This window comes from Clostridium sp. 7_2_43FAA, from assembly GCF_000158375.2.
Taxonomy (GTDB): Bacteria; Bacillota; Clostridia; order Clostridiales; family Clostridiaceae; genus Clostridium; species Clostridium tertium.
This window is the reverse complement of record NZ_JH815222.1, coordinates 1,803,954-1,830,253: the sequence shown is the minus strand read 5'-3', so window position 1 is coordinate 1,830,253 and position 26,300 is coordinate 1,803,954. Positions and strand designations below refer to the sequence as shown.

The following is a 26,300-nucleotide window of genomic DNA, read 5'->3' as shown; positions in this document are numbered from 1 at the left end:
GAAGCAAAAAAATTAAAAAATTAAAAAATGAAGGAATGAAAAAAATAAGGTGAAAATACTACAGGATTTTAGAATGGAAAGTGCTTGGCACCTATAGTTTAAGTTTTGCGTAGCAAAACAACCTTAATCTTTCATTTTTTTAATTCTTTCATTAATAAATTGCTTCGCAATTTACAACAATTAATTTCATCAATAATTAATTATAAAATGGGGTATTAGAATGAATGAGAATTTAAATAATGTTAAAATATCAGGCATAAGAAGATTCTTCAATAAAGTAAAAAAAGTAGATGGGGCGATTTCATTAACTTTAGGTGAGCCAGATTTTAAAACACCAAAGGAAATAAAGTATGGTATGATAAAAGCTATTGAAGAAGATAAAACGGTTTATACCGATAATTTTGGACTTTTAGAATTAAGAAAAGAAATTTCTACTTATTTAAATAGAAGGGGCATTAATTATTCAATGGAAGAAATATGTATTACAGTTGGTGGAAGCGAAGCCTTATACTCATCTATTTCTTCATTAATAAATAAAAATGATAAAGTACTTATTCCTAATCCAAGTTATCCAGCTTATGAAAATATAGTGAATATTTTAGGCGGAGAAGTTATTAGTTATAATTTAAATAATGATTTTTCTATAAATTTTAACGAGTTAAATGAGTTATTAAAAAAAGAAGATATAAAATATATGGTATTATCATATCCATGTAATCCTACAGGAGCAGTTCTTAAGAAAAATGAATATAATAAGTTAATAGATTTAATAAGAAGATATAACCTAATTGTTGTTACTGATGAGATATATGAAGCTTTTTGCTATGACAATTATTATAGTGTAGCAATGTGTAATGAAATAAAAGAAAATATCATTTATATAGGAGGATTTTCAAAAATGTTCTCTATAACTGGTATTAGGATAGGATTTATTGCCGCAGCTGAGAAATATTTAAAAGAAATAGCAAAAGTTCATCAATATAATGTATCTTGTACTAATTCAATTGGGCAGTATGGTGTTTTAGAAGGATTAAAGTATGGTTTGTATAATGTAGAAAAAATGAAAGAGGAATTTATAAATAGAAAAACCTATGTGGAGAATAGATTGACTGCTATGGGATTGGAATGTTTCTCGCCTAGTGGAGCTTTTTATATATTTCCATCTATAAAGCAATTTAATATTAGTTCAGAAGAATTTTGTGAAAATCTATTAAAAGAAGAAAAAGTTGCATGCGTTCCTGGAAGTGCTTTTGGGAGTGGGGGAGAAGGATACGTTAGAATATCATATTGCTATTCTATTGAAGAATTAGAAATTGCATTAAACTCTTTGGAGAAGTATATTAATACTTTATATTAAAGAAAGAATTCTAATAAAATAAAAATTAGTAAAAGCTGATTAATATAATTATAAATGTTATATTAATCAGCTTTTGATTTTGAATAAATATTCTTATTTTATTATATAATATTTCAATAAAATGCATAAAATCTTGTTCATGGTAAACGAACATATTTTAATAAATGTCCGCAAAATGAAAAGATTGAAGAAATATATTATGTTAAAAAAATTATAGATTAATAATAATTAGAAAAATGAAGGATTAATAATTATACTTGCATAAAACAAGAAAAAATGCAAATGTAAGCGTTTACTAATAACAGAAATATTCTTTTGCGGATTTTGAAAAAAACTTTAACTTTTTTGATATATTATTAAAATACTCGATGTAAAATTAAAATGTTAATTGACAAATTTCAATAATATAATATAATTATTAATATCTACAAAATGGAATGTGCGTAGAATCATGAATGGGGGTTGAAAACAAATGGTAAAGTATATAGGAAAGAGGCTTTTAACTAGTATAGTTACTGTTTGGGCAGTTGTAACTATAGTATTCTTTCTAGTAAGAATGATGCCGGGTGGTCCATTTGATGGAGAAAAAATAACACCGGATATGAAAGCCCAACTAAACGAAAAATATGGGTTGGACAAACCTGTTGGAGAACAATATACGATTTATATGAAGAATCTTTTAAAAGGTGACTTTGGTAAATCAATGAAGTATAAAGGAAGAGAAGTTTTAACAACAATAAAAAAGAGTTTTCCAAACTCAGCAAAAGTTGGTACGGCATCAATAATATTCTCAGTTGTAGCTGGAGTTTTACTTGGAATAATAGCTGCTTTAAAAGCGGACAAGTGGCCGGATAGAGTTTGTATGGTACTAGCTACTTTAGGAATAACAATACCAAGCTTTGTAATGGGAACATTTTTAATTTATATATTTACAGTTAAGTTGAAATTATTACCGGCTACGGGATTAGGTAAGCCAAGCAATTATATCATGCCAGTTTTAGCTCTTTCAGGAAGTTCAATGGCATTTATAACAAGATTAACAAGAAGTAAATTAATAGAAGTATTAAAGTCAGATTATATAAGAACTGCAAAGGCTAAAGGGTTAAGTGGAAAAACAATTATATTTAAACATGCATTAAGAAATTCATTAATACCTGTTGTTACATATTTAGGACCATTAGTAGCAAGTGTATTAACAGGATCATTTGTAGTTGAAAAGATATTTGCAATACCAGGTCTTGGAAATGAGTTTACATTATCTATAACTAATAGAGATTACACATCATTATTAGGGGTTACAGCATTCTATTGTACGCTAATAGTTATATGTAACTTATTAGTAGATATAGTATATGTATTAATAGATCCAAGAATTAAGTTAGAGGCATAAGAGGGGGTAAAGACATGGAAGATTTAAAAATGAATTTAGACATAGACAAAGAATTATTTACTCCTTTAAGTGAAGAGGAAAAGAATTTTGAACAAATAGTAAGACCAAGCGTTGGATATTGGGCAGATGCTTGGAGAAGATTAAAAAATAATAAAGTAGCATTATTTTCATTAATTATGATAGTAGTAGTGGTATTATTTGCATTCTTAGGGCCAGTAATAATGGAAAAAGTAATGGGATATACTTATTATGATACAAATTTAAGTGGAACAGATTTAAGACCAAGTGCACAGCACTGGTTTGGTACAGATAACCTTGGTAGAGATTTATTTGTAAGAGTTATGTATGGATCTAGATACTCTCTTATAATTGCTATTTCTGCAGCAGCTATAAACTTAGTTATAGGTGTATTATATGGAGGAATAGCAGGTTTCTTCGGCGGTAAAGTAGATAATATAATGATGAGAATAGTAGATGTGTTATATTCTATTCCTACACAAATATATGTAATAATTTTAATGGCTACATTTAAAAAGGAAGGATCAACAGGATTAACTACTATTATATTAGCAATGGCAATTTCTTATTGGGTTGGTATGGCAAGAATAGTAAGAGGAGATATCCTTTCATTAAAACAACAAGAATTCGTTCTTGCAGCAAAAGCTCTTGGAGCTTCAAAAACAAGAATTTTATTTAGACACTTAATTCCTAACTGTTTAGGATCTATATTAGTAACATTAACTTTATTCGTACCACAAGCAATCTTTACAGAAGCATTCTTAAGCTTTATAGGTTTAGGTATAAATGCACCACTTGCATCTTTAGGTACTTTAGCAAATGATGCTAGTGGATTATTAAGCACTGCTGCATATCAATTATTATTCCCAGCAGGAGCTATTTGTATAATTATTTTAGCATTTAACTTATTTGGTGACGGATTAACAGAAGCTTTAGATCCAAAGAATAAGAGATAGGAGGAATTACAGATGAGTAGATTATTAGAAGTTAAAAATTTAAAGACCTCCTTTAGAACACATATAGGTGATGTACAAGCGGTAAGAGGAGTATCCTTATACTTAGATAAAGGGGAAGCACTGGGAATTGTTGGAGAATCTGGTTGCGGAAAATCAGTAACTATGATGTCTTTAATGAGATTGTTAGCTGATAATGCAATTATAGAGTCAGATAACATTATGTTTGATGGTCAGGATATAACAAATCCTACTGAGAAAGAAATGCAAAAAATAAGAGGAAATGAAATGGCAATGATCTTCCAAGATCCTATGACTTCATTAAATCCTTTATTTACAGTGGGACAACAATTAACTGAGCATTTAATAAAACATAAAAAAGTTTCAAAAAAAGAAGCAAACGATTTAGCAATAAAAATGCTTGATATGGTAGGAATTCCAAGTCCTGAAAAGAGACTTAAACAATATCCACATGAATTTTCAGGTGGTATGAGACAAAGAGTTATGATAGCTATGAGTCTTATTTGTGAACCTAAACTTATAATAGCAGATGAACCAACAACTGCTTTAGATGTAACAATTCAAGCACAAATTTTAGATTTAATGAAGGGTTTAAAAGAAAAGGTTAATAGTTCAATTATATTAATTACACACGATTTAGGAGTAGTAGCTGACCTTTGTACAAGAATAAATGTTATGTATGGTGGATTAGTAGTAGAAGAAGGATCGGATGAAGATATATTCTATAATGGAAAGCATCCATATACATGGGGATTATTAAATAGTGTTCCTAATCCAAAAAGTGAGATTAAAGAAAAGTTAACTCCGATTGAAGGGCAACCACCAGATCTTTTAAAACCACCAGTAGGATGTCCATTTGCGGCAAGGTGTAAATATACAATGAAAGTTTGTATAGAAAAGCAACCACCGTTATTTGAAATATCAGAAGGACATAGAGCAGCTTGCTGGTTATGTCATGAAAATGCACCAAAGGTTGAATCACCAGTAAGGAGGGAAGAATAATGGAAAAGAAAAATGATGTTATTTTAGAGGTTAAAAACCTTTGTAAATACTTCCCTGTAAATAAAGGAATGTTTGCTAAGAAAAGCTTTGTAAAGGCTGTTGATAATGTTTCTTTTAGTATAAAAAGAGGAGAAACATTAGGATTAGTTGGTGAATCAGGTTGTGGTAAAACTACAACTGGAAGAACTATATTAAAGCTATACGAGCCAACTTCTGGACAAATAATTTTTAATGGTGAAGATATAACTAATTTTAGTGAAAAGAAAATGGTTTCTTTAAGAAAGAATATGCAAATGATATTCCAAGATCCATATGCTTCATTAAATCCAAGAATGACTGTAGGGGATATTATAGGTGAAGCTATAGATATTCATGGATTATATAAAGGTGAAGAAAGAACTAAGAGAATAAGATACCTTTTAGATAGGGTTGGCTTAAATGGAAGCCATATAAACAGATATGCTCATGAATTTTCAGGTGGGCAAAGACAAAGAATAGGTATTGCAAGAGCACTTGCAGTACAACCAGATTTTATAGTATGTGACGAGCCTATATCAGCACTTGATGTTTCAATTCAAGCTCAAGTTATCAATATGTTAGAAGAGCTTCAAGAAGAATTTGGGTTGACTTATTTATTTATAGCTCATGACTTATCTATGGTTAAGCATATTTCAACTCACATAGGAGTTATGTATTTAGGAAAAATGGTTGAAAAGGGACCTGCTGATGATGTTTATTTAAAACCTAAACATCCATATACACAAGCATTACTTTCTGCAGTTCCAATTCCAGATCCTAAGGAAGCTAAATCAAATAAAAGAATTGTTTTAGAAGGAGATATTCCATCACCAATAGATCCACCACCAGGATGTAGATTTAAAGGTAGATGCAAATATGCCAAAGCAATTTGCGGAGAAGTTGATCCGGAACTTAAGGAAGTTGAACCAGGTCACTTTGTAGCGTGTCATTTATTCAATGATTAGATATCTATTGCATACAAGCAATTAGTATAAATTTCATATATTAAGGGGGACTAACAATGAAGAGCAATAAGCTTAGAAAAATTTGCGCAGTTGCACTAACACTTACGCTTGGAATGTCTGTTTTCGCAGGTTGTGGAAATAGTGATTCAGCTGATAGTGGAAGAAAATTAATTTATAACTTAGGAGAAGATCCAGAAACAATCGATCCTACATTAAATACTTCTTCAGGAGCAGGATCAATTATTGAAAATGCTTTTGAAGGATTAATGAGGCTTGATGAAAATGAAAAAGCTGTACCAGGTGTAGCAGAAAAAATGGATATATCTGATGATCAATTAGTATATACATTTACTTTGAGAAAAGATGCTAAATGGACTGATGGTGAGCCAGTTACAGCAAAAGACTTTGAATATTCATGGATCAGAGCTTTAACTAAGGAAACAGCATCTGAATATGCATACCAATTATTCTATATTAAAAATGCTGAAAACTTCTATGAAGGAAAAGCTACTAGAGAAGAATTAGGTATTGAAGTTGTAGATGATCATACATTAAAAGTTACTTTAGAAGCACCAACAGCTTACTTTGCTGAACTTACTGCATTTACAACATATTTCCCATTAAGAGAAGATATAGTTTCTGCTAATCCAGAAGGATGGGCAACTGAACCAGAAACTTATGTTTCAAATGGACCTTTCAAATTAACTCAATGGGACATGAAAGATCAATTAATATTTGAAAAAAATGAAAATTACTGGAATAAGGATGAAGTTAAGCTTCCAGGAGTAGTATTTAAGTTAGTTACTGATCAAAATACTGCATATGCTTCATTAAAATCTGGAGATTTCGATATGGTTGATACAGTTCCACCAGCAGAAATTGAAGGTGGAAAAAAAGAAGGTTTAGTTACAATTTATCCAAACCTTGCAACATATATGTTAGTATTAAATGTTGGTAAACAAGATACATTATCAGCAGATGTTAAAAAAGCATTAAGCAATCCAAAAGTTAGAAAAGCATTAAGTCTTGCTATTGATAGAAAAGGTATAGTTGAAAATGTTACCAAGTCAGGACAAATTCCAGCATATAGCTTTGTTCCTAAAGGAATTTTAAATGACAAGGGTGAAGAATTTGCAAATAAAGAATACTATGATGCAAATGTAGCAAATATAGAAGAAGCTAAAAAATTATTAGCTGAAGCAGGATATCCAAATGGAGAAGGTCTTCCAACATTAGAATTTATGTATAACACTGAAGGAGACCACAGTTTAATAGCTCAAGCAGTTCAACAAGACTGGGCTAAGATTGGTGTAAAAGTTGAATTAGCTAACCAAGAATGGAAAGTATTCTTAAACTCAAGACAACAAGGGCAATATCAAATTGCTAGACATGGTTGGTCAGGAGATTATGTTGATCCAATGACATTCTTAGATTTATGGGTAACTGGCGGAGGAAATAACGATGCTGGATATTCAAATCCAGAATATGATAAGATAGTTGCAGCAGCTAAGAAAGAAGCTGATCAAACTAAGAGATGGGAATTAATGAGACAAGCAGAAGACATGATTATGGAAGATATGCCTATCATCCCATTATACTACTATACTAAAGTAAAAGGCGCTAAGCCAGAAGTTAAGGGTGTTAGAGTTTCAGCTTTAGGACATGTATTCTTTGATAAAGCATATATCGAAGGTGAAGAATAATTTTAATAAAAAGAAGAGTCATATGACTCTTCTTTTTTAATTACCGGCTCTATTAAAATGCTGACTTGAAAAACCTTCTCTTTTTATAGATTTATGTTTTGCATTAGGATTATGATTATGTCCTTCTTCAGTTAAAGGAGTTTGATAATTGCATTTTTCCATTCTAGCTTTTTTATTATCGGGTTGACTATCTTTAGCCATAATATTACCTCCTTATAATTAGTGATATTATAGTTTTACACTATAATAGATTTTTAAACTGGAAAAAGATTCTTAAAGAAAAAGAGATGAGAAGTATTTAAAATTCTCATCTCTTTTTATATTAAATAATATTTAAAATTCTAATTTCTTTATATATTTAAATTCCTAATACATCGTCCATATTATATAATTTAGGTTCTATAACATCACTCATAAATTCACATGCTTTCAATGCACCAACTGCAAAAACTTCTCTTGATATTGCCTTATGAGATAATTCGATTATTTCTCCAGAACCTGCAAATATAATATCATGATCTCCAACTATTGATCCGCCTCTAATTGCATGAATTCCAATTTCATTTTTTTCTCTTTTTCTTTTTCCACTTCTTCCATAGATATAATTTGATTCATTTGGAATAGAATCCTTTATTGTATCTGCAAGTAAAAGAGCAGTTCCGCTTGGTGAGTCTACTTTTTGATTATGATGTTTTTCGATTATTTCAATATCATAATTTTCATAAAGGGTAGGAACTATTTTCTTTAGCAATGAATTTAATAAGTTTACACCCAATGACATGTTAGCTGACCTAAATAAAGGTATAACTTTACTTTTTTCTGAAATAAGTAGCAATTCTTCATCAGTATATCCAGTAGAACATAATATAGCAGGTTTATTATTCTTTGTTGATAATTTTAAAATATCAGTAAGTGCCTCAGGTCTAGAAAAGTCCAATAAAACATCATAATTTATATCAACATCATCAGAATTAGTATATATCTTAAAATTAGATTGATCATTTGGATATTTATCAATTCCTGCTACTATCTCTATATTAGGAAAGTTTTTCACTGCTTCTATAATTACTTTGCCCATTTTTCCACAACAACCATTTAATAAAACTTTTATCATAGTAAACTCCTTAAATTAAATTATATTCTTTTAAAGAATATTTCAGTATTTCAAGATTTTTATCATCCATATCGCATAATGGCAATCTAAATGCACCAACATCTTTTCCCATTAAGTTTAGTGCTGTTTTTATAGGGATTGGATTAGTTTCTATAAACAATTTATTAGCTATATCTAAAGTGTCTAATTGAATTTGTAGAGCTTTTTTAGTGTTGCCAGATAAAAATGTTGTAGCCATATCATGAACCGCTTTAGGCATTATATTAGCTAAGACAGAAATAACTCCCAAACCTCCAAGGGCCATAATAGGAACTACTTGGTCATCATTTCCAGAGTAAATATCTATATTATCTTTACATAAAGCCTTCATTTTAGCTACTTGGCTTATATTTCCGCTAGCTTCTTTTATAGCAACTATATTTTTAAGCTTAGATAATTCTAAAAGTTGAATAGGTGTTATATTTACTCCAGTTCTACTAGGAACATTATATAATATTATAGGAGTATCTACTGCATTATTTATTGATTCAAAATGCTTGAAAAGACCTTTGTTGTTTGTTTTATTATAATAAGGTGTTATAACTAAAAGAGCGTCTACGCCTACACTTTGGGCATATTCACTCATTTCAACAGATGCTTTAGTGTCATTAGTGCCTGTTCCAGCAATTACAGGTATTCTTTTGTTTACTACATCAACGGTAAATTTTATAGCTTTTTTTCGCTCTTCATTAGTCATTGTACTAGCTTCACCGGTTGTACCACAAATTACAATAGCATCTGTTCCTTCGTCTATATGCCATTCTATTAATTCTTTAAGTTTTCCATAGTTTACACCGGAATCATTAAAAGGTGTAACTATTGCAACAGCAGAGCCTTTAAAAATTGACATTACATATCACTCCTTATTAATAGTTCAGCTATTTGAACTGCATTTAAAGCAGCTCCTTTTCTAATATTGTCAGCAACTACCCATAGATTTAATCCATTATCTGTACTAAAATCTCTTCTTATGCGACCAACAAAAACATCATCTTTTCCAGATGCCATTAAAGCAGTAGGATATTCGAGCTCGTTTATATTATCATAAACAGTAAGTCCTTTAGCATTTATAAATAAATTAATTATATCATTTAACTCATAAGGCTTTTCAAGTTCAACATTTATACTTTCACTATGACTATTAAGAACTGGTACTCTTACTGCAGTTGCTGTAATTTTTAAATTACTATTATGAAGTATTTTTTTTGTTTCCTCAATCATTTTTATCTCTTCCTTTGTATATCCATTGTCTAGGAAAACATCTATATGAGGTAGGCAATTTCCTGCTATTGGATAAGGAAATTTTTTAGGTGCAAGTCCTTTAATTCCGTCTTCTAAATCAGCTATACCTTGCATACCAGCACCTGAAACTGCTTGGTATGTAGAATATACAATTCTCTTAATACCATAATTCTCTAATAGAACCTTTAATGGTATCATAGCTTGTATAGTAGAGCAATTGGGATTTGCTATAATACCATTGTGCCAAGTTATATCTTCAGGATTAACTTCAGGAACTACTAAAGGAACATTTTTATCCATTCTAAATGCACTGGAATTATCAATTACAATAGCACCATAAGATGCAAAAATTGGTGAAAATTTTAAGCTTATATCTCCACCTGCTGAAAATAAGGCAAAATCTATTTTCTTATTTTTAATGTTTTTCTCTAAGGTTTCTTCAACTAATATCTCATTTTCTTTAAATTTTAGTTTAGAGCCTGCTGATCTTTTTGAAGCAAAAAGATATAGAGTTTTTATAGGGAAATTCCTTTCCTCTAAAATTTCTAAAAACTTTCTACCTACGTTACCAGTAGCCCCAACTATAGCAACATTGTACATAAGTTTGTCCCCCTTTTCATTAATGTAAATATATATGTTTCAATAGTAATCTACTTAATTCAAATTAGTAGTATATTAAATGGTTAATATACTTGCTTTTTAAGTAAAATAGAAAATTTGAAATCATATATATTATTTAATTTTTACATAAGTTATTAAGATGCAAATTGTCATTTATAGGTTAGCTTAATACTAATCAATATAGTAACTTATATAAAATATACTTACTAATACTATAGTTAAATATTTGAATAAATTCAATACTTTATTATAATATATAAAATTTTGAAGTATATAGTGAATAATTAATTTTGATAGTATATTAGAAAAACTTTTGGAAAAAATATAAATATCATATTTATAGGGGGTATTAAAATGAGTAAAACACCATTAAAAAAAATAATAAAATCAAAAATTAAATCAAATAAGGAATTATCTGAAGCTGAAATTTTAAGAGAAAAAATAAAGTATGAAATAGCTGATGAACTAGGTTTAAAGGATAAAGTAGATCAATATGGATGGGGAGGATTAACAGCAGAAGAAACAGGGCGTATAGGTGGTATAATGACAAAAAGAAAGAGAATGTTAAAGATACCAACAAATGAAGAAATTCTAGGAAGAAAATAAAACTATTTTTGATTAATTATATAAAATTATTATGAATATAATCTTAAAGGCTAATTTTACTTGAAAATATAAAATAAAACTACATTCAAATTGTATATAAAAACGTACATTGAAACCATTTAAAAATTTTATTTTTTTCTATAGATTGACTAAAGGAAATTTTACATTTAATATAGTTTTAGAAAACTCTATTAAAAAGGGGGAGGGAAATTTTTTGACATATGGAGAGTTTGCTAAAATATATGATGAGCTAATAAATGAAGATATAAATTATGAAGAAATGTGCTCAAGAATTATTGAAATTTGCAATGGTGAAAATATAAACTTTAATAATTATTTAGATATAGCATGCGGGACTGGGAATGTTACAGTGAAGTTAGCTAAAAGTTTCAAAGAATCTTTTGCTGTAGATTTATCAGATGATATGCTTAGAGAAGCTTTTGATAAATTAAAGAAAGAAAAAATTAAATGTAAGTTAATTTGTCAAGATATGAGTGAGCTTAGTCTAAATAGGAAATTTGATTTAATAACATCAGTTTTAGATTCATCTAATTATATAATAGAAGAATCTAAATTTGTTGATTACTTAACAAGAGTTAAAGAGCATTTAAATGATGATGGTATTTTCATATTTGATATAAACTCATATTATAAGCTTTCAGAGATATTAGGTAATAATATATATACATATAGTGAAGAGGATGTATTTTATACTTGGGAAAATACTTTTGAAGATGATCTTTTAAGTATGTATTTAACATTCTTTGTTAAAAAAGGTGAATTGTATGAAAGATTTGAAGAAGAGCATTTAGAAAGAGCATACAAAGAGAGCTTTATAGAAAATAAACTTAAAGAATTGGATTTAAAAGTAATAGGTAAATTTGATGGATATTCAAATAGAAAAGTAGAAAATCAAACAGAAAGAATAATGTACGTAGTTAAAAAGTGATGGAGGAATATAAATGGATAAAATTATAAGAGCAACAGCAAAAGATGGAATGGTAAGAATTATTGCTGGAGAAACTACTGATTTAGTTAATACAGGAAGTAAAATACATGAATGTACACCAGTTGCAGCAGCTGCACTTGGTAGAATGCTTACTGCAGGAGCTTTAATGGGTACTACATTAAAATCAGAAAAGGAAGTAATGACTTTAAGAATAAATGGTGGCGGGGAAGCGAAAGGAATTACTGTAACAGCATATGAAGGTGGAAATGTTAAAGGATTTATCGGAAATCCATATGGAAATCTTCCTTTAAATGCAAAAGGGAAATTAGATGTAGGTGGATACGTAGGTGTAAATGGTGAATTTACAGTTATTAAAGATTTGGGAATGAGAGATCCTTATGTAGGTCAAGTTCCTATATATACAGGAGAAATTGGTGAAGATTTAGCATATTACTTTACAGTATCCGAACAAACACCATCTGCAGTAGCTTTAGGTGTTTTAGTAGATAGAGATTATTCAATAAAGGTTGCAGGTGGATTTATAATTCAAATGATGCCAAATGCCGATGATTTATTATCAGATTTAATAACATATAGATTGGAAGAAGTTCCTTCAATAACTCAAATGTTACAAGAACATGGAAGTATAGATAAGGTATTAGAGTATATATTTGAAGGAATGGATCTGAAAATTTTAGAAGATGTTACACCAGAATATACTTGTAATTGCTCAAGAGAAAGAGTTGAAGCAGCTTTAATATCTATAGGAGAAAAAGAACTTCAAGAAATATATGATGATGGTAAAGAAGAAGAAATTAAATGTAATTTCTGTAATACTGCATATAATTTTTCAAATAAAGAAATTGGTAAAATATTAGATAAAGCAAGAAAATAAAAAATTAAAGCTTAGATTAATCTAAGCTTTTTTGTTTGGAGGCGCCACCCAGATTTGAACTGGGGAATAAAGGTTTTGCAGACCTCTGCCTTACCACTTGGCTATAGCGCCAAACTTTATAATTATATTTTATGTTATAACATTTATTTTGATACTAAATTAAAATAAAAAGATTAATTAATACAAATAATAAACTAGGAGGTGAAAGTATGCAAGTAGAAATATTTAATAAAATAAATAAAATATTACTTGAAAATGAGAAACCATCTATAGAAATAGATAAACTAATGAAAAATGAAGAATTTAAAAATAGTGACTTTAGTATAGTTTCAAAGCTTAAAGATATACCTCAAGAAAAGAAGTTCCATCCAGAAGGAAATGTCTGGAATCATACTAAAATGGTAATAGATGTGGCAGCTAGGATAAAAGATTTTTCTAATGACAGTAAAAAATTTATGTGGTCTGCATTATTGCATGATATTGGTAAGATACCTACAACTAAATTTATTAAAGGAAGATACAGATCTTATGAGCATGATATAGAAGGAGCAAAAATGGTATATGAGCTTCTAGAAAGATATGAAGATATTAGATTTGTAGAAAATGTAAGTGAAATTGTAAGATTTCATATGCATCATATTTATATATTAAAAAATTTACCTTTTTCAAATATTAATAAATTATTGAGTAGTAAAAATTTTGATGATATAATATTACTTTTCATTTGTGATAAATTAGGTAGAGGAAATCAACAAATGCATGAAAATAGGAATAATATAAATGAGGTTATTACTATATTAGATATATTAGAAAAAGAAAATAATAAAAAGTATTATAAGTTAAGAGAAGATATTATAGAAATAGAAAAAATTATATTAAATTAAAAAATGAATTTTAAGTAAGGTATAATTTAAATAAGATAATCTTCTATAAATAGTTTTTACTTATAATACTAATATCGCTAAATTAATCACTTCTATAAGGTTTGAATAATAAGTCCAACCTTATTGTAGGTTATATATAATGATAGTATGTTTATTAAAAAATAGTGTTATATAAATATATACATAAATAAATTACTTTAAGGAGGATATTTATAATGAAGTACATATCAATATCTGGAGGGGCAGGACATGGAAAAGATACTCTTGCAAATAAATTGAAAAATATACTTGAGAAAGAAGGAAAAAGAGTATTTATAATTCATTATGCCGATTATTTGAAAATGGTTGCAACACAAGTATACAAATGGAACGGCTTAAAGGATGCAAAAGGAAGGGATTTACTTCAAAAATTAGGAGATCGAATGAGAGAAATTGATGAAATGTTTTTAATAAATGAACTACTAAAAATACTCAGTTTAGTAAAAGATGATTTTGATGTAGCAATTATACCTGATGCAAGGTTTCCAAAAGAAATAGAATGTTTGAAATCAATAGGAAAAACTATATCGATACATATTACTAGATTAGATTATAATAGTATTTTAACTAAAGAACAAAGTAACCATAATACTGAAACAGCTCTTAATAATTATGCATATGATTATAAGCTTTATTCTTATACAGATAAAGAAATTGATTCAATAGATTTAATCATAAAAGATATACTGCATTAAATTTTTAATTCAACTATATAATTTCTTAGATTACTTTATAGCTATATAATATTAAAAATTATATAGCTATAAAAGGTAAAAAGCATATCTACTTTTTATAACTTTCTTATCTTATTTATTCACATGTTAAAAAATTTTATAATAAACAAAGAATTATAAATTAAATTGTTAAATCAATATTAGAAACATTTATATATATAAAACGTATTATATAAAAGGCTATAAAACAAGTAAGCTTCCTCTATCATGAAGTTTTTCATTCATTAGATAAATAGGGGTTATTCCATACTTTTTTAAAAAAGATTTTACTTTATCGCCATAAAGATATAAATCTAAATTACCATAGAAGGCCATTAAATCTTTATTAATAAGGCCACCTACGCCACCAATAAAGCCATAATCTAAACCTTCTAGTATTATATCGCCTGGAGGTAATAGCAGGATATCAAAACCATGATTTTTTAATGTGTTATATATTCCGGTATCGTTAGTTATAAAGGCTTTATCATTTACTGGTAAGCAAGAACATTTGGTATATCCTTGTTTAACATTAATTAAATTTTTGTGGCTTTGAGTTGAAAGTAAATTTTCGTCAGTATATTTTAAGTTATGTATAAAATGATTTTCTAGAATCAATGCATTTAAAAATATATTTTCAGGATAAGAATAGTTTAAGAATTTTGAACTTTCTATATAGTTTATATTAAAAATATCAAGTTTTTCTTTGAAAATTTTTGATATATCTTTATGAATTATTACTTTTTTCGACTTTTTATCTATTATATTTAATTGTATGTCCACATGACCATCAATAGCTTTGTACAAATTATTACACTTTGGTATTTCTAATATTGATAAATTAAGAGATTTAAGTACTTTTTTTTCTAATTCAGTAATTCTATAATCAACAAAACAAATCATAAATAGGCTCCTAAAAATTAATAATAAATATGGATTAATTATAGATTAGTTATGTATCTTTGTCGATTGTTAAGAAATATTTTTTGAATATAGTTTTAAAATTTATACATACTATTACTAGAAAGGGAGTGAAATCCATGCTTGTACTAAAGCTTGTTTATAATGACGATCTAGATTTTGTAGGTGAAATTCAGGAGTTAAGGACTATTCTAAGGAAAAAAGACATAAAAATTGGGATAGTAGAAAGTGTGGAACTTGATAATCATATAGTAAAGATATTATGTGATGATGATAGTTATAATGAAAGAATAAAAGATATCATAAATTTATATATAAGTAATGTGTTATATAAAATTGTTATAGAACAATATAAAGAAAAAGAAATGTTTGATTTTTTAACTGAAAATTATTTCTTTCTTAAACAAGAAGAAGTAATAGAAGTTGAAGAAGAAATCATGCAAATATTATTAGGAAAAGAATCTCTAAAATTTGATAATTTAGTGTATTGCATGAATAAAATGAATAATGTAATAGAAAAAATTAAGGGGTGTTTAGAAGAAAATTCAGAAATAAATATAAATGGGTTTATTAGATTTAGAATGAAGGAGCTAAGAGAAGATATAGAAAACATAATAGATAAGGTTATTGAAAGTTATATGGTAGAAAAAGAATACAGAGAGTTTGTTAAACTATTAAAGTATTTTGTAGATATTCAAGAAAGCAAAATAGATGAAGTAAATATACTTATTGATGAAATTGGAAATTACTCAATAAAAGATAAAAATAAAGAAGATATATTTAATGAGTTTATGAAAGAATTAATGGAGTGTAGAATAGATACAGATGCGAAAATGGAAGATATAATAATAAGCGGGTTAATAACTAATGCTCCCAAGAAAGTAATAATACATGGAAAGAAAAATTGCTTAAATAAAGAATTTATAGATACAATAGAAAATGTGTTTGAAGATAAGGTAAGTTATTGCAAAGGATGTTCTTTATGTATAGAAAAACAAGTTAAATTTTAAAATTATGTTGACAAGTTTTTTATCAAATAATATAATTACAATTGTTAAGAAGAAACAAAGCCGTTTCTCACCTTACGGCAGAGCTTAGTAAGGTAGTATATTCTTATTTTAATTTATTATTTAAATTAAACGTGAGTATTATGAGGACGGCATATTGCTGTCTTTTTTATTTTGTTCAAATATAGTAAGTTACAAGATAAAAAAGAAGTTTAATGTTTAGCATTATTAGATATGCATAAAATGCAATTTAAAAGTGATTCTAAATAATTCGATATAGAAGAGTTAATTTAAAATTACTACTTATAATTAAGGGGTTAATCAAGAATGAGAAATTATTATTTAACATATATTTTTGAAATTGGTTTATGATATTTTATAATTATTAGAATTTATGCCCCTTAATAAAGCATAATCTGAGAGGAGGATTTTATTATGCCAAAAATGAAAACGCACAGAGGTGCAGCAAAAAGATTTAAAAAAACAGGTACAGGAAAGCTAAAAAGAGCAAAAGCTTTCAAGAGCCATATCTTAACAAAGAAAAGCTCTAAGAGAAAGAGAAACTTAAGAAAGACTGCTTATGTTTCAACTACTCAAGAAAAAGCAATGAAGAAATTATTACCATATTTATAAGATTGTAGGAGGTTTGAAGCATGGCAAGAGTTAAAAGAGCGGTAAACTCACGTAAAAATCATAAAAAAGTATTAAAGCTTGCAAAAGGTTATTATGGTGGAAAGAGCAGATTATTTAAAACTGCTAATGAATCAGTAATAAGAGCTTTAAGAAATGCTTATGTTGGAAGAAGATTAAAGAAGAGAGATTTCAGAAGATTATGGATAGCAAGAATTAATGCTGCTACAAGAATGAATGGTCTTTCATATTCAAAATTTATAAATGGAATCAAATTAGCTGGAATTGATATGAATAGAAAAATGTTATCAGAAATAGCTATAAATGATCCTAAGGCATTTGCAGATTTAGTAGAAGTAGCAAAAAGCCAACTAAATAAATAATTACTGCGACCTTATGGTCGCATTTTTTGTAGATAGATATAAATAATATAAATATAAATAGTTTATAATAATTAGTATTACTATATAAGTTGTAAAATTATTATATTAATAAGTAATACTGTAATAATATCAATTACTTAGATCATTAATTGAAACTTATATATAAATTTAGTATATCTAAGAGGTGAAGATATGCAGTTTAGTTCGAAAAAAAAATTTAGGTTAAATGGAGTTCAAATATTAGCATTAGGATTCTTGATAGTGATTATAATAGGTGCAATTATATTATCCCTACCTATCTCATCAAGAACTGGTGAGCCAACAAATTTTCTGGATGCTATTTTTACATCTACATCTGCAGTATGTGTAACTGGATTAATAACATTAGATACTAGTACACATTGGAGTGTTTTTGGTCAGACAGTTATTATAACGTTAATAGAAATTGGTGGACTTGGTTTTATGTCTTTTGGAGTTCTTATATCCTTAATATTAGGTAAGAAAATAACTTTAAGAGAAAGACTTGTTATGCAAGAAGCAATGAACACATATTCTATTCAAGGCCTTGTAAAAATGGTTAAATATGTTCTGATTTTTACTATGTCAGTACAATTTTTTGGAGCATTATTGTTATCAACACAATTTGTGCCTGAATATGGTATTGGTAGAGGAATATTTTATAGCATTTTTCATTCGATTTCAGCTTTTTGCAATGCAGGATTTGATTTGTTTGGAACAAGCCTAGTCGGTTATTCAAGTAATAGCGTAGTGATTTTAGTAATAAGTGCATTAATAATAATTGGTGGATTAGGATTTACAGTTCTTTTAGAGATATATGAATTTAAAGGGATGAAAAAGTTATCCCTTCATTCTAAATTAGTACTAATAACTACAGCTATATTAGTATTTGGTGGAGCTATTTTAATGTTAATATTTGAATATAATAACGTTGACACAATAGCAAATATGAATATTAAAGATAAATTATTAAATTCGTTTTTTGCATCTGTAACTCCAAGAACAGCAGGGTTTAATAGTATATCAACCAGTGGCATGACCTTAGCAAGTAAATTTTTAACTATAATATTAATGTTTATTGGAGGATCTCCAGGATCTACTGCTGGTGGTTTAAAGACAGTAACTTTTGGTATCTTAGTATTAACTGTTATTTGTGTAATAAAAGGAAGAGAAGATACGGAAGTATTTGGACGAAGATTTACAAAAGAAATCGTATATAAGTCATTTACTTTATTATTTATAGGAGTATCTTTAGTAATATTTTCAACAATGATTTTATCATACACTGAAGTTGGTGTTAGTTTTATAGATTTATTATATGAAACGACATCAGCATTTGGGACTGTAGGGATAACATTAGGGCTTACTCCTAATCTAAGTTCTATAGGTAAAGTTTTAATTATGCTTATGATGTATTTTGGAAGAGTTGGTCCTCTTACTGTAATGCTTGCATTAACAAGAAAGCGCAAGAAATCTGGTTATAAATATCCAGAAGGGAAAATTTTGATAGGTTAGGAGATGAATTCAATTGGCTAATAAACAATTTGTAATTATAGGGCTTGGAAGATTTGGATCTTCAATAGCAAAAACCTTATATTCTTTGGGAAATGATGTATTAGCAATAGATAAAGATGAAGATATAGTACAAGAAATAGCTGATAGCGTTACACATGCTGTACAGCTAGATGCAACAGATGAAAATGCTTTAAGGGCATTAGGAATAAGAAATTTTGATGTAGCAGTAGTTACTATAGGGGATAATATTCAATCAAGTATTATGGCTACGTTATTAGTAAAAGAACTTGGAGTTAAATATATTATAGCTAAAGGTCATAGCGATTTACATGCAAAAGTTCTTTACAAAATTGGAGCAGATAGAGTTGTACTACCAGAAAAAGATATGGGAGTAAGAGTTGCTCATAATTTAGTTTCAGCAAATATATTAGATTATATTGAACTTTCAGAAGATTACAGCGTTATGGAAATTCAAGTTTTAGATGAATGGTCAGGAAAAACTTTAAATGAATTAAGACTTAGAAGCAAATATGGAATAAATGTTATGGCAATTAAAAGAGGCGATGAAGTTAACTTATCACCATCAGCAGAAGATATAATTGAAGATAATGATGTAATTGTTGCTATAGGATCAGCTGAAGACCTAAATAGATTAGAAGGCATGATAGCTAAATCAAATTAACGAGGTGTAAATTTTGATTTATATAGAAAGTAAAGAAAATAATTTTTTTAAGTCTATAAAGAAACTTAAAGAAAGACGATTTAGGCAAAAAGAAGGTAAGTTCATTTTAGAAGGATTTAGATTAATAGAAGAAGCTGCAAAAGCTAATATGGAAATAGAATATATAATTTTATCTCAAGGTAATGAGGAAAAATTATATAACAGTAGTTTAAAAGAAGTTATTAATGATGATAAAATATATGTTTTTTCAAGTAGTTTATTCCTACAAATATCTTCTACAGAACATCCTCAAGGAGTTATAGCAGTAGTTAAAAATAAAAAAATGACTATTGATTTAGACGGTGGATTTTTCCTAGTATGTGATAAAGTTCAAGACCCGGGTAATTTAGGAACCATAATAAGAACTGGCCACGCAGCTGGAGTTGATGGAATAATATTAACAAAGGGAACAGTAGATATTTATAATGATAAAACAATAAGATCTACTATGGGTTCTATATTTTATGTTCCTATTTTTTATGATGATGAAGATTTTAGTATTATTAAAAAACTTAAAGATAATGGGGTTGCCTTAGTAACAACATCTCTTGAGGAATCTAAAAACTTTTTTGAAGAAAATTTAAAGGGAAAAATAATGCTAGCTGTAGGCAATGAAGGTAATGGGATAAGTAATGAGCTTTTTGAGCTTGCAAGTAAAAAGGTAAAAATTCCAATGCCAGGTGGAGCTGAATCTTTAAATGTAGCAATAGCAACATCCATAATTTTATTTGAAAAAGTAAGACAAAATCTAATATAGAAATAAATAGAAACTTTCTATTGAAATTAATTAAGTTTATTTGTATAATAAATTATAAATTAAATATAAAAAGACAATGAATGAGAAAGTAGATATAAAGGACTTTACAGGGAGAAATAGTCTAAGACTGGAAGCTATTTTAAAGAAGTTTATATTGAAGTTCCCTCAGGAGTCCTAGAAGTGAAGTTAACAGTAGTTTCTAGCGGGTTTAACCGTTATTTAAATTTGAGTTGGGTTATAAAATTATAAAATTTTATAACCAATTAGGGTGGTAACGCGGCACTTCGTCCCTTTTGTTAGGGACGAAGTTTTTTTATTTTAATCAAAAAGGAGGAACAAATATGCAAGAAAAGTTAATGTCTATTAAAGAAAATGCATTTAATGAATTAACAAATGTAAATACTAGCTCAGAATTAGAAGAAATAAGAGTTAAGTATCTAGGTAAAAAAGGAGAGCTAACTACTATATTAAGAGGAATGGGATCATTATCTCAAGAAGAAAGACCAATAGTAGGAAAGCTTGTAAATGTAGTAAAAAAAGAAGTTGAAGATAAGATTGAAGAAATATCAAGAGGAATAAAAGAAAAAGAAAAAAATGCTAAATTAGCATCAGAAGTTATAGATATATCTCTGCCAGGAAATAAGAGTTTAATTGGTAAGAGACATCCTTTAGATTTAACTTTAGAAAGTATGAAGAATATCTTTATATCAATGGGTTTTACAGTAGAAGAAGGCCCAGAAGTAGAATTAGATCATTACAACTTTGAAGCTTTAAATATTCCAAAGGATCACCCAGCAAGAAGTGAACAAGATACTTTTTATATAAATGATAATTTAGTATTAAGAACACAAACTTCACCAGTTCAAATTAGAGTTATGGAAAATCAAGCTCCACCAATAAAAATGATAGCTCCAGGTAAAGTATATAGATCAGATGCAGTTGATGCAACTCACTCACCTATATTCTATCAAATGGAAGGATTAGTTATTGATAAGGGAGTTACATTTGCAGATTTAAAAGGAACTCTAGAGCTTTTTGCAAAGAAGATGTTTGGAGATAAGGTTAAAACTAAGTTTAGACCTCACCATTTCCCATTTACAGAACCTTCAGCAGAAATGGATGCAACTTGCTTCGTATGTGAAGGAAAAGGATGTAGAGTTTGTAAAGGAAGTGGATGGATAGAACTTTTAGGTTGTGGAATGGTTCATCCACAAGTATTAAGAAATTGTGGTATAGACCCAGAAGTTTATAGCGGATTTGCCTTCGGATTTGGCGTTGATAGAATGGTTATGCTTAAATATGGAATAGATGACATCAGACTATTATACGAAAGTGATATGAGATTTTTAAATCAATTTTAATTAGAGGAGGTAAAAGAGATGAAAGTACCATTTAATTGGTTAAAAGATTATGTTGAAGTGAATATAGATGCAAAAGAGCTTGGAGATAGATTAACATTAACAGGTTCAGCAGTAGAAGAAGTTATTACTCAAGGGGATGTAATTAAAAATGTAGTTACTGGAAAAATTGTTGAAGTAACTACACATCCAGATGCTGACAAATTAAAGATTTGTCAAGTTGATATAGGAGCTGATGAAAAAATTCAAATTGTTACAGCTGCAACAAATATGAAGGAAGAAGATATAGTACCTGTTGCTCTTCATAAATCAACTTTAGCAGATGGAACAGAAATTAAGAAGGGTAAACTTAGAGGGGTAGTATCTAATGGTATGTTCTGCTCAGAAGAAGAACTTGGAATAGCTGGTGATGAACCAGTTCATGGGTTAATGATTTTACCTAAAGATGCACCATTAGGAATGGATATTAAAAAATACCTAGGACTTAACAAATCAATATTAGATTTTGAAATAACTTCAAATAGACCAGATTGTTTAAGTATTGTTGGTATGGCAAGAGAAACTGCAGCAACTCTTTCTACATCTTATAAGATGCCAAGTTTTAATTATGAAGTAAAGAATTCTGAAAATATCAATGATAATTTAAAAGTTGAAGTTAAAGATTCTTTATGTAGAAGATACATGGCAAGAGGAGTTAAAAATGTTAAGGTTATGCCTTCACCAAGCTGGATGCAAGAAAGATTATTAGAAGCTGGTGTTAGACCTATAAATAATATAGTTGATATAACTAATTTTGTAATGTTAGAACTTGGAGAACCAATGCATGCTTTTGATGCAAGGGAAATTCAAAGTGGAAAAATAGTTGTAGAAAGAGCTAAAGATGGAGAGACTTTTGTAACTTTAGACGAAATTGAAAGAAATCTTGATTCTAGCTTCCTATGCATAAAGGATGGAGATAAAACTATAGCTTTAGCAGGAATAATGGGTGGATTAAATTCAGAAATTAAAGAAGATACAACTGAAGTTATTTTTGAATGTGCAAACTTTGATGGAACTAATATAAGAGTTAACTCTAAAAAGCTTAATTTAAGAACTGAAAGTTCATCAAGATTTGAAAAAGATATAGATCCAAATCTTGCAAGTCTTGCAATAGATAGAGCTTGTGCTTTAATCTGCGAACTTGGATGTGGTGAAGTAATGGAAGGAACTATTGATGTATATACTCAAAAGAAAGAAGAAGGAAGTATTACAGTAGATTCTAACTGGATAAATAAATTTTTAGGAACAGAAATAGCAAAAGAAGATATGAAAAAATATCTTGATTCTTTAGATTTAAAAACAGAAGTTGTAAATGATGATTTAGTTATAAATATACCAACATTTAGAATTGATATAGCAATTAAAGAAGATATAGCTGAAGAAGTTGCAAGAATATATGGATATGATAAGATTCCAACTACAATATTTAAGGTATCTACTGAAAGAGAGCCTAAATATAAAAATGAAATATTAACTGAAGAAGTTATAAATACTATGATAGGAAGTGGATTAAATCAATCTATAAGCTATTCTTTTGTATCACCTAAAGTTTTTGATAAAATCAATTTACCAGAAAATAGTGAGCTAAGAAATGTTGTAAAGATTAAAAATCCACTTGGCGAAGATTATTCTGTAATGAGAACAACTACTATTCATTCAATGATGGAATCTTTAGGAAGAAACTATTCAAGAAATAATGAATATGCTAGATTATTTGAGGTTGGTAAGATATATATACCAAATGAAGATGAAACTGTTCTTCCAACTGAAAAGAATATATTAACAATTGGTATGTACGGAAACTGCGATTATTTAGATTTAAAGGGAGTTGTAGAAAATATTGTTGAAGCTTTAGGTCTAAATAAAGTAACATTTGCTCGTGAAGCTGAAAATCCTAGCTATCACCCAGGTAAAACTGCTGCTTTAATGATTGGTAAATCAAAAGTAGGGGTATTAGGTGAAGTTCACCTTGACGTTTCAGAAAACTATGGCGTTGATGTTAATTGCTATTTAGCTGAATTAGATTTAGATTTATTATTTAATAGTGCTGAAACAACTAAGAAATATAAGCCACTTCCAAAGTTCCCAGCAGTTACAAGAGATATAGCTTTATTAGTAAATGATGAAGTATTAGTGCAAGAAATAGAAGATACTATTAAAAAAGCTGGTGGAAACTTAGTTGAAAAAGTAAAATTATTTGATATTTATAAAGGAACTCAAATACCAGAAGGTAAAAAGAGTATAGCTTATGCAATTGCATATAGAGATGAAAAGAAGACACTTACAGATAATGATGTTAATAAGGTTCATGATAAAATATTAAGAAGCCTTGAATATAAATTAGGTGCTACTTTAAGATAATAAAAACTTTATATAAAATATTAATAAAGCTGTATGAAGAGAGAATTCTTAAAATACAGCTTTATTATTAATAATATTTGTGTATATATAATATGTTTTTTATAATATAAAATATATGATAAAATAAGACATATTCTTATTTATGTAAAGGAGAAAAATATGAATTATATCATTAATGCATTAAAAGGGATAGTTATAGGAGTATCCAATGTTATTCCAGGGGTAAGTGGTGGAACTATGGCTGTTGTAATGGGAATATACGATAAAATAATATATTCTGTTAATAATTTTTTTAAGGACATAAAGAAAAATATATTATTTTTAGGCTCACTTGGTATTGGAGCTGTAGTAGGAATATTATTGTTTACTAACTTAATTGATTATTTACTTAAAAGTTATAATGAACAAACTAATTTTTTCTTTATTGGATTAATATTAGGTACAGCACCATTATTATTTAAAAAAGCAACAGAAACAAAAGTAAGTGCTGGTAATTGGATAGGATTAGTGATAGGGTTTATAATTGTTGCTGGATTAGGTTTAATAGAAAAAATTAATCCTGATGCTGCGTTTTTAAGTTCAATATTTAAACCTAATGCAATAGGATTCTTTGTAGCTGGATTTATAGCAGCTGCAACAATGATATTACCTGGAATAAGCGGTTCATTTATGTTATTACTAATAGGTTTATATGAGCCAATAATAGAAATAGTAAAAAACTTTGACATCGTAAATATGGCTATCGTTGGAGTTGGAGTTGTTGGTGGATTTTTATTAATGACTAAACTTATAGAAAAAATATTTATCAAGTATCCTCAAACTGCTTTTTGTATAATTTTTGGATTAGTAATAGGATCAGTATTTGTAATTTATCCAGGTTTTACATTTGGATTAATGGGAATAGTATCAATAATTTTCTTAATAGTAGGATTTGTTATTGCTTATGTAATAGGAAAAAATGAAATATAAATAACAAAAGGATATTTTAGGTTTTAATAGTGTTAAGTCTAAAATATCTTTTTATTTTATTCATTCATATAGTTTTTAGTACACATATATGAATTTGTTGTATATTTTTAGTTAAATTTAAATCTTTATTGCAACATATATACATTCTTTGGAATATTTATGTTAGAATAAAATTAGTTATAATTATTATGTTAACGAGGTGTATTATGAATACTGTAACTATAAAGATAAATGGGATTGAATATAATCTAAAGGGAAGAGAAAATGAAGAATACTTATTAGAAGTAGCAAAGTACGTAGATGGAAAAGTGAAGGATATTATGGCAAACAATAGAAAGCTAAGCTCTACAGCAGCAGCTACTCTTGTTGCGTTAAATATAGCAGATGAACTATTTAAAGCAGATATAGAAATAGAAGTATTAATGAAGAAAAATACTTCTTTAGATGAAAGAAACTTAACATTGAAAGAAAGAATAAAAGAAATTAGAGAAGAAGCTGAAGGAATAGAATTTAATACTTCTAGAGAAATTAATAAGCTAAATGAAATAATAGATGAATTAAATAAAAAACTTTTAGAGGCAGAAGAATTAAAAAATAAAGTTACACTTCTTGAAAATGAAAATGAAGAAAATAATATATTAAGAGAAAAAATATCAAAATTAGAGAAAGAAATAAGTGCTAAAGAAGTAGATATAAATGAAAAAGACTCTTTAAAGTTAGAAATAGATTCTTTAAAAGATGAAAATTTAACTTTAAGAGAAGAAGTAGAAAACTGCTACAAAGAAGTGGAAAACTTAAAAGAAACTAATGAGTTATTAAAAACTAATGAAGTAGGATATAAGGAAAAGTTTATTAAACTTAATGAAGAATGCAAAATAATGGAAGATGATTTTAAAAAGACAAAGGCAGAAAAAGATTTATTAAAGCAAAGAAACAAAGAAATAAAATTCCAATTACAAAATTCGAAATATAAAGTTTTAGATTTGGAAAAAAAATTGATTGATATACAAGTAAAGCTAGCTTATGAGAAAAAACAAAAAAATGCTTTGCTTAAAGATGTATAATTATAATGTATCTAATGTTTTAAAGACA

Annotated in this window: 26 protein-coding genes, 1 tRNA gene and 2 other annotated features; of the genes, 21 read left to right on the top strand and 6 right to left on the bottom strand. The window is 27.9% G+C overall.

The window, feature by feature from the left end:
• Nucleotides 1-220: 220 nt before the first annotated feature.
• The 6 genes from CSBG_RS10240 (at nt 221) to CSBG_RS10215 (ending at nt 7,427) form a co-directional block, all read left to right on the top strand.
• A complete protein-coding gene (locus CSBG_RS10240) occupies nt 221-1,357 on the top strand; it encodes an aminotransferase class I/II-fold pyridoxal phosphate-dependent enzyme (RefSeq protein ID WP_008679258.1) in 1,137 nt (378 codons plus the stop codon).
• A gap of 472 nt (nt 1,358-1,829) precedes the next feature.
• Nucleotides 1,830-2,747 carry an ABC transporter permease gene (locus tag CSBG_RS10235; protein ID WP_008679257.1) on the top strand — a complete coding sequence of 306 codons (918 nt, stop codon included), beginning with the start codon at nt 1,830-1,832 and terminating at the stop codon, nt 2,745-2,747.
• Between the two features lie 14 nt (nt 2,748-2,761).
• A complete protein-coding gene (locus tag CSBG_RS10230; protein WP_008679256.1) occupies nt 2,762-3,721 on the top strand; it encodes an ABC transporter permease in 960 nt (319 codons plus the stop codon).
• A gap of 12 nt (nt 3,722-3,733) precedes the next feature.
• The gene (locus CSBG_RS10225; protein ID WP_035285300.1) at nt 3,734-4,741 is read left to right on the top strand and encodes an ABC transporter ATP-binding protein; all 1,008 of its coding nucleotides are present in this window, start codon (nt 3,734-3,736) and stop codon (nt 4,739-4,741) included.
• On the top strand, nt 4,741-5,724 hold the full coding sequence (locus tag CSBG_RS10220) for an ABC transporter ATP-binding protein (protein ID WP_035285297.1): 984 nt from the start codon (nt 4,741-4,743) through the stop codon (nt 5,722-5,724). Before CSBG_RS10225 ends, CSBG_RS10220 begins: the two co-directional genes overlap by 1 nt.
• A 56-nt stretch (nt 5,725-5,780) precedes the next feature.
• Nucleotides 5,781-7,427, top strand: a complete 1,647-nt coding sequence (locus tag CSBG_RS10215; protein ID WP_008679254.1) for a peptide ABC transporter substrate-binding protein — start codon at nt 5,781-5,783, stop codon at nt 7,425-7,427.
• A gap of 36 nt (nt 7,428-7,463) precedes the next feature.
• Here the strand turns inward: CSBG_RS10215 and CSBG_RS18560 are convergent, their stop codons facing one another.
• The 4 genes from CSBG_RS18560 to CSBG_RS10200 all read right to left on the bottom strand — a co-directional run bounded on the left by CSBG_RS18560 (nt 7,464) and on the right by CSBG_RS10200 (nt 10,422).
• Nucleotides 7,464-7,628, bottom strand: coding sequence for a hypothetical protein (locus tag CSBG_RS18560; protein ID WP_008679252.1), 165 nt, complete (start codon nt 7,626-7,628; stop codon nt 7,464-7,466).
• A 157-nt stretch (nt 7,629-7,785) separates the two neighbouring features.
• On the bottom strand, nt 7,786-8,541 hold the full coding sequence (dapB, locus tag CSBG_RS10210; protein ID WP_008679250.1) for a 4-hydroxy-tetrahydrodipicolinate reductase: 756 nt from the start codon (nt 8,539-8,541) through the stop codon (nt 7,786-7,788).
• Nucleotides 8,542-8,551: 10 nt separating this feature from the next.
• Nucleotides 8,552-9,430 (bottom strand): 4-hydroxy-tetrahydrodipicolinate synthase, encoded by an 879-nt coding sequence (gene dapA / locus CSBG_RS10205; protein WP_008679249.1) that lies wholly within the window; start codon nt 9,428-9,430, stop codon nt 8,552-8,554.
• On the bottom strand, nt 9,430-10,422 hold the full coding sequence (locus CSBG_RS10200; RefSeq protein ID WP_008679247.1) for an aspartate-semialdehyde dehydrogenase: 993 nt from the start codon (nt 10,420-10,422) through the stop codon (nt 9,430-9,432). The genes dapA and CSBG_RS10200 overlap by 1 nt, the downstream gene beginning before the upstream one ends.
• A gap of 375 nt (nt 10,423-10,797) precedes the next feature.
• Between CSBG_RS10200 and CSBG_RS10195 the strand changes: the two genes are divergently transcribed.
• The 3 genes from CSBG_RS10195 to hslO all read left to right on the top strand — a co-directional run bounded on the left by CSBG_RS10195 (nt 10,798) and on the right by hslO (nt 12,893).
• Entirely contained in the window at nt 10,798-11,049 is a 252-nt protein-coding gene (locus CSBG_RS10195; RefSeq protein ID WP_008679245.1) for a small, acid-soluble spore protein, alpha/beta type, read from the top strand.
• 214 nt (nt 11,050-11,263) lie between these two features.
• Nucleotides 11,264-11,998 (top strand): class I SAM-dependent methyltransferase, encoded by a 735-nt coding sequence (locus CSBG_RS10190; RefSeq protein ID WP_008679242.1) that lies wholly within the window; start codon nt 11,264-11,266, stop codon nt 11,996-11,998.
• A gap of 13 nt (nt 11,999-12,011) precedes the next feature.
• Nucleotides 12,012-12,893 carry an Hsp33 family molecular chaperone HslO gene (gene hslO, locus CSBG_RS10185; protein ID WP_008679240.1) on the top strand — a complete coding sequence of 294 codons (882 nt, stop codon included), beginning with the start codon at nt 12,012-12,014 and terminating at the stop codon, nt 12,891-12,893.
• A gap of 36 nt (nt 12,894-12,929) precedes the next feature.
• On the opposite strand, the gene CSBG_RS10180 is transcribed toward hslO, so the two are convergent.
• Nucleotides 12,930-13,004: transfer RNA gene (locus tag CSBG_RS10180), tRNA-Cys, on the bottom strand.
• 98 nt (nt 13,005-13,102) lie between these two features.
• Here CSBG_RS10180 and CSBG_RS10175 point away from each other — a divergent pair.
• Both CSBG_RS10175 and CSBG_RS10170 read left to right on the top strand, forming a co-directional pair.
• Nucleotides 13,103-13,777: an HD domain-containing protein gene (locus tag CSBG_RS10175; RefSeq protein ID WP_008679239.1), complete on the top strand. Its 675-nt coding sequence runs from the start codon at nt 13,103-13,105 to the stop codon at nt 13,775-13,777.
• A 215-nt stretch (nt 13,778-13,992) separates the two neighbouring features.
• Nucleotides 13,993-14,511, top strand: coding sequence for a hypothetical protein (locus tag CSBG_RS10170; RefSeq protein ID WP_008679238.1), 519 nt, complete (start codon nt 13,993-13,995; stop codon nt 14,509-14,511).
• Between the two features lie 219 nt (nt 14,512-14,730).
• Here the strand turns inward: CSBG_RS10170 and CSBG_RS10165 are convergent, their stop codons facing one another.
• Complete coding sequence (locus tag CSBG_RS10165; protein ID WP_008679237.1) at nt 14,731-15,432, bottom strand: DUF6873 family GME fold protein; 702 nt, start codon at nt 15,430-15,432, stop codon at nt 14,731-14,733.
• A gap of 137 nt (nt 15,433-15,569) precedes the next feature.
• On the opposite strand from CSBG_RS10165, the gene ytxC reads away from it, so the two are divergent.
• The 10 genes from ytxC to zapA all read left to right on the top strand — a co-directional run bounded on the left by ytxC (nt 15,570) and on the right by zapA (nt 26,272).
• Complete coding sequence (gene ytxC / locus CSBG_RS10160; RefSeq protein ID WP_008679236.1) at nt 15,570-16,460, top strand: putative sporulation protein YtxC; 891 nt, start codon at nt 15,570-15,572, stop codon at nt 16,458-16,460.
• Between the two features lie 40 nt (nt 16,461-16,500).
• Nucleotides 16,501-16,635: a sequence feature (ribosomal protein L20 leader region), on the top strand.
• 257 nt (nt 16,636-16,892) lie between these two features.
• Nucleotides 16,893-17,090, top strand: coding sequence for a 50S ribosomal protein L35 (gene rpmI / locus CSBG_RS10155; RefSeq protein WP_008679235.1), 198 nt, complete (start codon nt 16,893-16,895; stop codon nt 17,088-17,090).
• A 20-nt stretch (nt 17,091-17,110) separates the two neighbouring features.
• Entirely contained in the window at nt 17,111-17,470 is a 360-nt protein-coding gene (gene rplT / locus CSBG_RS10150) for a 50S ribosomal protein L20 (RefSeq protein WP_008679234.1), read from the top strand.
• A 192-nt stretch (nt 17,471-17,662) separates the two neighbouring features.
• Entirely contained in the window at nt 17,663-19,003 is a 1,341-nt protein-coding gene (locus tag CSBG_RS10145) for a TrkH family potassium uptake protein (RefSeq protein ID WP_008679232.1), read from the top strand.
• 13 nt (nt 19,004-19,016) lie between these two features.
• A complete protein-coding gene (locus tag CSBG_RS10140) occupies nt 19,017-19,685 on the top strand; it encodes a TrkA family potassium uptake protein (RefSeq protein ID WP_008679230.1) in 669 nt (222 codons plus the stop codon).
• Nucleotides 19,686-19,698: 13 nt separating this feature from the next.
• A complete protein-coding gene (locus CSBG_RS10135) occupies nt 19,699-20,481 on the top strand; it encodes an RNA methyltransferase (RefSeq protein ID WP_008679229.1) in 783 nt (260 codons plus the stop codon).
• Nucleotides 20,482-20,548: 67 nt separating this feature from the next.
• Nucleotides 20,549-20,776, top strand: a binding site (T-box leader).
• 46 nt (nt 20,777-20,822) lie between these two features.
• Nucleotides 20,823-21,842: a phenylalanine--tRNA ligase subunit alpha gene (gene pheS / locus CSBG_RS10130; protein WP_008679226.1), complete on the top strand. Its 1,020-nt coding sequence runs from the start codon at nt 20,823-20,825 to the stop codon at nt 21,840-21,842.
• 18 nt (nt 21,843-21,860) lie between these two features.
• Nucleotides 21,861-24,239: a phenylalanine--tRNA ligase subunit beta gene (gene pheT, locus CSBG_RS10125; RefSeq protein ID WP_008679224.1), complete on the top strand. Its 2,379-nt coding sequence runs from the start codon at nt 21,861-21,863 to the stop codon at nt 24,237-24,239.
• 159 nt (nt 24,240-24,398) lie between these two features.
• Nucleotides 24,399-25,208, top strand: coding sequence for a DUF368 domain-containing protein (locus CSBG_RS10120; protein ID WP_008679222.1), 810 nt, complete (start codon nt 24,399-24,401; stop codon nt 25,206-25,208).
• Nucleotides 25,209-25,414: 206 nt separating this feature from the next.
• A complete protein-coding gene (zapA, locus tag CSBG_RS10115) occupies nt 25,415-26,272 on the top strand; it encodes a cell division protein ZapA (RefSeq protein WP_008679220.1) in 858 nt (285 codons plus the stop codon).
• Nucleotides 26,273-26,300: the final 28 nt, after the last annotated feature.